Origin of the sequence: Brevundimonas sp. (assembly GCF_019636155.1) — a bacterium.
In the GTDB taxonomy this organism is placed as follows: domain Bacteria; phylum Pseudomonadota; class Alphaproteobacteria; order Caulobacterales; family Caulobacteraceae; genus Brevundimonas.
In genome coordinates this window covers 1-6,716 of the sequence record NZ_JAHBYB010000030.1, presented here as the reverse complement: position 1 = coordinate 6,716, position 6,716 = coordinate 1, and the positions used below count along the sequence as shown (strand labels likewise).

Annotated in this window: 6 protein-coding genes; all 6 read left to right on the top strand. The window is 71.0% G+C overall.

Features of this window, described 5'->3' with window-relative positions; translation table 11 throughout:
* Positions 1 to 579 (top strand): prepilin peptidase (locus tag KF910_RS14090; RefSeq protein ID WP_323805644.1); only part of this gene is annotated, 579 nt, incomplete at its 5' end.
* 118 nt (positions 580 to 697) lie between these two features.
* A complete protein-coding gene (gene cpaB, locus KF910_RS14085) occupies positions 698 to 1,618 on the top strand; it encodes a Flp pilus assembly protein CpaB (protein ID WP_292264029.1) in 921 nt (306 codons plus the stop codon).
* Positions 1,615 to 3,168, top strand: coding sequence for a type II and III secretion system protein family protein (locus KF910_RS14080; RefSeq protein ID WP_292264027.1), 1,554 nt, complete (start codon positions 1,615 to 1,617; stop codon positions 3,166 to 3,168). The genes cpaB and KF910_RS14080 overlap by 4 nt, the downstream gene beginning before the upstream one ends.
* An 8-nt stretch (positions 3,169 to 3,176) precedes the next feature.
* Positions 3,177 to 3,857 carry a CpaD family pilus assembly protein gene (locus KF910_RS14075; RefSeq protein WP_292264025.1) on the top strand — a complete coding sequence of 227 codons (681 nt, stop codon included), beginning with the start codon at positions 3,177 to 3,179 and terminating at the stop codon, positions 3,855 to 3,857.
* Between the two features lie 2 nt (positions 3,858 to 3,859).
* Positions 3,860 to 5,365: an AAA family ATPase gene (locus tag KF910_RS14070; protein ID WP_292264023.1), complete on the top strand. Its 1,506-nt coding sequence runs from the start codon at positions 3,860 to 3,862 to the stop codon at positions 5,363 to 5,365.
* An 8-nt stretch (positions 5,366 to 5,373) separates the two neighbouring features.
* On the top strand, positions 5,374 to 6,716 hold a 1,343-nt coding region (locus KF910_RS14065; protein WP_292264021.1), incomplete at its 3' end, for a CpaF family protein.

The window sequence follows — 6,716 nt, the reverse complement described above, 5'->3', positions numbered from 1 at the left end:
CTTGGCCCGCGCCCTTCCTGGCGGCAACCCGGCCTTAACGCCGCCCGGATAAGGATCGACGCCATGGACATGCTGACGCTCCTCTTGCTGGCGGTGATGCCGGCCCTGGTCATCGTGGCGGGCCTCAGGGACCTGACGACCATGACCATTCCGAACTGGATCTCGGGCGTCCTGATCGTCGCCTTCTTCCCGGCCGCCTTCGCGGCGGGCCTGGACCTGTCGACCATGGCGGCCCATGTCGGGGTGGCCCTGGCGGCCCTGGTGGTCGGGGCGGGGATGTTCGCCCTTCGCTGGATCGGCGGCGGGGACGCCAAGCTGATCGCCGCCGCCTGCCTGTGGCTGGGGGTCACGGGATCGGGCATGTTCCTGCTGTGGACCGGCCTGATGGGCGGGGTCTTCTGCCTGGTCCTTATCTTCGCCCGCTTCTACGCCCGACCCTATATGGTCGGCGTCCAGGGCTGGCTGCCGCGCCTGATGGAGCCCAAGGGCGATATTCCCTATGGGGTGGCCATCGCCGCAGGGGCCCTGATGGCCTTCCCGGCCAGCGACATGCTGGCGGGGTTCGCGGCCGGCCTCTGAAGGCGGCGGCCCCGCCCCACGCGCTTAGGGGCGCGTTAACTCCCGGCCTTCATTCTCGTTAACGGCCGAAGTCGCGCGGACCGTCCACGCGAATCGTCGCTCCGGCCGGAGACCGTCGATGAAGCCCGCCAAGATCGCCGTCATCTGCATCGCCGCCGTCTCGGCCATCGGTCTGGCGCTGGTCGTGCGGGCGATGGGATCGTCGGGGCGCCCCGTCTCGACCGCCTCGGCGGAGGCCGCACCGGCTCGGCCGATGGCCAAGGTCCTGGTCGCCGCGCGCGACCTGGCGCCCGGCCGGCGCCTGACCGACGCCGACCTGACCTGGAAGGACTGGCCCGCCGACGAGGTCAATCCCGCCTTCATCACCGACGGAACCGTTCCCGTCCCTCAGGCCGAGGGCGAGGCCAAGCCCGCCTCGTCGGCCGCGCCGCCGCCCCAGGGCGCGGTGGCCCGCGTCGCCCGCGTGGCGACCAATGCCGCGACGGGCGGGGCCAAGTCCGACTATTTCGGCTCGGTGGTCCGCGAGCCCATCCTGGCCGGAGAGCCGATCATCGGCCGCAAGATCGTGCGCGCTGGCGACAGCGGCTACATGGCCGCCTATCTGGAGCCGGGCATGCGGGCCATGGCCATTCGGGTGAACGTCGAGACCGCCGCCGGCGGCTTCATCCTGCCCGGCGACCGGGTCGATGTGGTGCTGACGCGCGAGACCAACCTGGGCAATATCGGCGCGACGGAAGGCGATCGGTCGAAATTCACCTCGGCCACCGTGCTGCAGAACATCAAGATCCTGGCCATCGACCAGTCGACCCGCGCCGGGGACGACGAACAGGCCGTGGTCGGCGCCACCGCCACCCTGGAACTGGGCCCGCGCGACGCCGAGGCCCTGGCCCTGGCCAAGTCCGAGGGCGAACTCAGCCTGGTGCTGCGCTCTTACGCAGATACGGCCGGTCCGTCCGGACGGGTCCAGACGGCCCGCACCCAGAGCAGCGCCGTGCGCATCTATCGCGGCGGGGCGCCGGAAGTGGTGGTGGTCCAATGAGCCGCGTCCGCACCCTCAAGGTCGTCGCCGCCTCGGCCCTGATCGCCCTGTCCGGGATCGCCCCCACCGCCGGCCTGGCCCAGAGCCGGTCGGTCATCGCCGCCGGCGAACAGCCGCGCATGATCAACCTGCCGCGCGGCACGTCGTTCGCCGTCGACCTTCCGGCCGACGCCCGCGACGTCATCGTCTCCAATCCGCAGGTGGCCGAGGCCATGCTGCATTCACCGCGCCGGATCACCGTCATCGGCCTGGCGCCGGGCGAGACGGACGCGGTCTTCCTGGACGGCGCCGGCCGCACCATCCTGGCCCTGCGGGTCCGTGTCGATGCGGGGGTCAGCGCGCTTCAGGACACCCTGGGCCGCGTCGCGCCAGGCAGCGACATCCGCGCCGAGGCCGTCAACGACACCATAATTCTGACCGGCACGGCCCTGAGCCCCGCCGACGCCGAGCGCGCCCAGCAGGTGGCCCGCGCCTTCGTCTCGGCGCCCGAGAAGGTGCTGAACATGATCGGCGTCGCCGGCTCCGACCAGGTGACGCTGCGCGTCCGGGTGGTCGAGGTCCAGCGCACCGCCATCAAGCAACTGGGCTTCGACACCAACGCCGTGCTGGGGCGGATCGGCGAGGCCCAGGGCATCTTCGGCCAGGCCGCCACCTTCGGCGTCAACGGCGGGCTGCTCGGCGGCTTCACCGGCGGCTACTTCAACGATTCGACCCAGCAGCCGCAGATGCTGGTCCCCTGCTCGGGCGGGCTGGATCCGGACGCCGAATGCTTCCAGATCATCCGCGGACCCAACGATCCAGGCGGTATCGCAAACTGGGACACGGCCCAGCCCCGCTCCACCGTGGGCGACGACGGGCTCAACAAGGGCGAGGCCACCATCAAGGCCTTCGAGCGCGCCGGCCTGATCCGCACCCTGGCCGAACCGAACCTGACCTCGGTCAACGGCGAGGCGGCCAGCTTCCTGGCGGGGGGCGAGTTCCCCATCGTCGTCGGCCGCGACGACCGCGGCACCATACTGACCGAATACAAGCCCTATGGCGTCAACCTGTCCTTCCGGCCGGTGGTGATGAGCGGCGGGCGCATCTCGCTGCAGATCTCGGTCGAGGTGTCGGAACTGACCAACTCGGGCGCCGTGACCATCGGCGCCGGCACGCCCAACGCCATCAGCCTGGCCGGGCTGAACGTCCGGCGCGTGACCAATACGGTCGAACTGCCCTCGGGCGGATCGATGATGATCGCGGGCCTGCTTCAGGAATCCACGCGTCAGAACATCGATTCCTTTCCCGGCCTGATGACCGTTCCGGTCCTGGGGACACTGTTCCGGTCGCGCGACTATCAGTCGGGCGAGACCGAGCTGGTCGTCCTGGTCGAACCCTATATCGTCAGCCCCACCTCGCCGGGCCGGATGCAGACGCCCGCCGACGGCCTGCGGATCGCCTCGGACGCCCAGACCATCCTCTTCGGCCAGTTGAACCAGGCCTATGGTTCGCCGGCGCCCACGGCCCAGGGCACGGGCTGGCAGGGCCCGGTCGGCTATGTGATCGAATGAGGCCGCCGATGACCCGTGACCTTCGCATCCTGATGGCCCTGGGCGCCGCCGGCGTGTTGCTGGCGGGCTGCGCCGGCGGTCCGGCCGACGGCGGCGGCCCGCCGCCCCTGACGCCCCTGCACCGCTATACGCTCCAGGTCGAACCGGACATGGACCGCATCGCCCTGGCCGTGCACGAGACCGGGGTGTCGCCCAACCAGCAGGCCGCCCTGGCCCAGCTGGTCAGCCGCTTCACCCTCGACGGCGCGCCGGCCATCGTGGTCGAGGCGCCGGCCGGCGGCGATCCGGTCGCCAGCGACATGGCCTGGAAGGTTCGCTCGGCCCTGGTCGCGGCCGGCGCGCCCGAATATGCCGTCCGCATCGCCAGCTACGCCGCGCCCGATCCGCGCGCGCCGGTCCTGGCCGGGTTCGAGACCGTCCGCGCTGTCGTTCCGCAATGCGGGACCCAGTGGGGCAGCCTGACCCGCACGGCCAACAATGGCGTCTCGTCCAATTTCGGCTGCGCCGTGAATGCGAACCTGGCCGCCCAGATCGCCAATCCGCGCGACATCGTCCAGCCGCGCGACATGACCCAGGCCGACGCCGGTCGCCGGTCGGTCGTCTTCGACAACTATCGCAACGGCCGCGCGACGGCCGCCGCCCAGGAAGAACTCCTGACCAACCGACGTGTCTCACGAGCGGTGGAATAGGAATGACCAACGCCTACGCGCCGCAACCCTACGACGCCTTCGACGAATTCGACCTGGACGCCGACTTCGGCGATCCGGCGGACGCCGCCGCCTTCCCGGCCGATGCATCGGCGGGGCGCGAGCCGCTGCAGTTCACCCAGATGGGCACGGCCGTCGCGGCGCCCGCGCCGGCCGTGGCCGCGACCGGATACGAGAGCCAGCCGCCCGCCCAGGCCTTCAACCCGGTCGGCGAACTGGTGGCCGGGGCGGCCCAGGCCCTGGCGCCCGCCGGTCCTGCGATCGGCGAGGTGTCGGTGCCGCGCATCGCCATCCACGTCTTCGCCGAACGCCAGGACACCCTGGCCGCGGCCGAGCGTGCGGGCCAGGACCGGCGCCTGTCGCGGGCCACGACCCAGATCCGCATCGGCGGCGCCGCCGCGGCCGTGGACGCCTATCAGCACGAGCCGACCCCGCCCCTGATCGTGGTCGAGAGCCAGGCCGACCCCCAGACCCTGCTGCACGAGGTCGATCGCCTGGCCGAGGTCTGCGACGTCGGCACCAAGGTCATCGTCGTCGGCCCGACCAACGACATCATCCTGTTCCGCGAACTGATGCGGCGCGGGGTCAGCGAATATCTGGTCGCGCCGCTGCAGCCGCTGCAGCTGATCTCGGCCATCGGCGGCCTGTTCAATGATCCGGCCCAGCCCTTCGTCGGCCGCTCCATCGCCTTCGTCGGCGCACGCGGCGGGGCGGGCGCCAGCGCCGTGGCCCACAACACCGCCTATGCGATGAGCGAGCGGATCGGCGCCAACACCGTGATCGTCGATTACGACCTGCCGTTCGGGACCGCCGGGCTGGATTTCAACCAGGACCCCCTGTCGGGCGTGGCCGACGCCCTGGGCCAGCCCGACCGTCTGGACCCCACCCTGCTGGACCGGATGATGGTCCGCTGCACCGACAAGCTGAGCCTGTTCGCGGCGCCGGCCACCCTGGACGTCGACTGGGACGTCAGCCCGGACGCCTTCGAGGAGGTCACGACCCGCATCCGCTCGACCGCGCCCTTCGTGGTGCTGGACCTGCCGCACCTGTGGTCGTCCTGGATGCGACGCACCCTGATCTCGGCGGACGAGGTGGTGGTGGTGGCCGCGCCGGACCTGGCCTCTCTGCGCAACGCCAAGAACATGATCGACCTGGTCCGCCACGGCCGCCCCAACGACGCCCCCCCGCGCCTGGTGCTGAACCAGGTGGGCATGCCGGGGCGTCCCGAGATTCCGGCCAAGGACTTCGGCGCCGCCCTGGGCGTTCACCCCAGCCTGGTCATTCCGTTCGACGCCAAGACCTTCGGCGCCGCCGCCAACAACGGCCAGATGATCCTGGACGCCGCCGGCCGGTCCAAGGCCGCCGAGGCCTTCGAGACCCTGGCCCAGATCGTGTCGCGGCGCGAACTGCCCCAGCTGCCCGGCCGTCGCGCCGGACGGGGCGGTGAACGGTCGTCGCCCCTGTCCAAACTCTTCCGCAGGAAAGGCTGACGGGTCCGGTGTTCGGCAAGCGCACAGCCACGCCAGGCGGATTGGCCGTCGCCCCGCGTCCGGCGCCGGCGTCGGCCCCGGCCGCGCCCCCGGCCCCGCCTCCCGCGCAGCCGGCCCAGGGGGTTCAGACCGAGGCCTTCAGCTTCGGCGACCCCGCCCCGGCCGCGCCCCCGCCGCCCGAACCGGGCCAGCAGCCGGACCGGCTGGACGCCCTGGCGGCCCGCCCGCGGCCGGAACCCGCCGCCCCGGCCAAGCCCGGCGCCGGGCCCAAGGCGACCGCGGGCCTGGAGCAGCTGAAGAAGGCCCAGGCCGTGGCCGAGATCGTCCGCGAGCAGTCGGACTATTACCACGCCACCAAGACGACCATCTTCAACGCCCTGATGAACACGATCGACCTGGCCCAGCTGGCCCAGCTCGATCCCAAGGCGGCGGCCGAGGAGATCCGCGACATCGTCGCCGAACTGGTGGCGATCAAGAACGTATCCATGTCGGTGGCCGAGCAGGAGCATCTGGTCCAGGACATCGTCAACGACGTCCTCGGCTATGGCCCGCTTGAACCCCTTCTGGCGCGCGACGACATCGCCGACGTCATGGTCAACGGCGCCGGAAGGGTCTTCATCGAGGTGGGCGGCAAGGTCCAACTGACCAATGTCCGGTTTCGCGACAACACCCAGCTGATGAACATCTGCCAGCGGATCGTGTCCCAGGTCGGCCGCCGCGTGGACGAATCCAGCCCCATCTGCGACGCGCGCCTGCCGGACGGTTCGCGCGTCAACGTCATCGCCCCGCCCCTGGCCATCGACGGCCCGACCCTGACCATCCGCAAGTTCAAGAAGGACAAGCTGACCATGCGGAACCTGGTGGAGTTCAACTCCATCAGCCCGGAGGGGGCGCGGGTCCTGGGCGTGATCGGCGCCTCGCGCTGCAACCTGGTGATCTCGGGCGGCACCGGCTCGGGCAAGACCACCCTGCTGAACACCCTGACCGCCTTCATCGACCCGACCGAACGGGTCATCACCTGCGAGGACGCCGCCGAACTGCAGCTGCAGCAGCCGCACGTCGTGCGCCTGGAGACCCGGCCGCCGAACCTGGAGGGCCAGGGCCAGATCACCATGCGCGATCTGGTCAAGAACTGCCTGCGGATGCGCCCCGAACGCATCATCGTCGGCGAGGTGCGCGGGCCCGAGGCCTTCGACCTGCTGCAGGCCATGAACACCGGCCACGACGGCTCCATGGGCACGCTGCACGCCAACAGCCCGCGCGAGGCCATCAGCCGGATGGAGTCCATGATCACCATGGGCGGCTATGGCCTGCCGTCCAAGACCATCCGCGAGATGATCGTCGGCTCGGT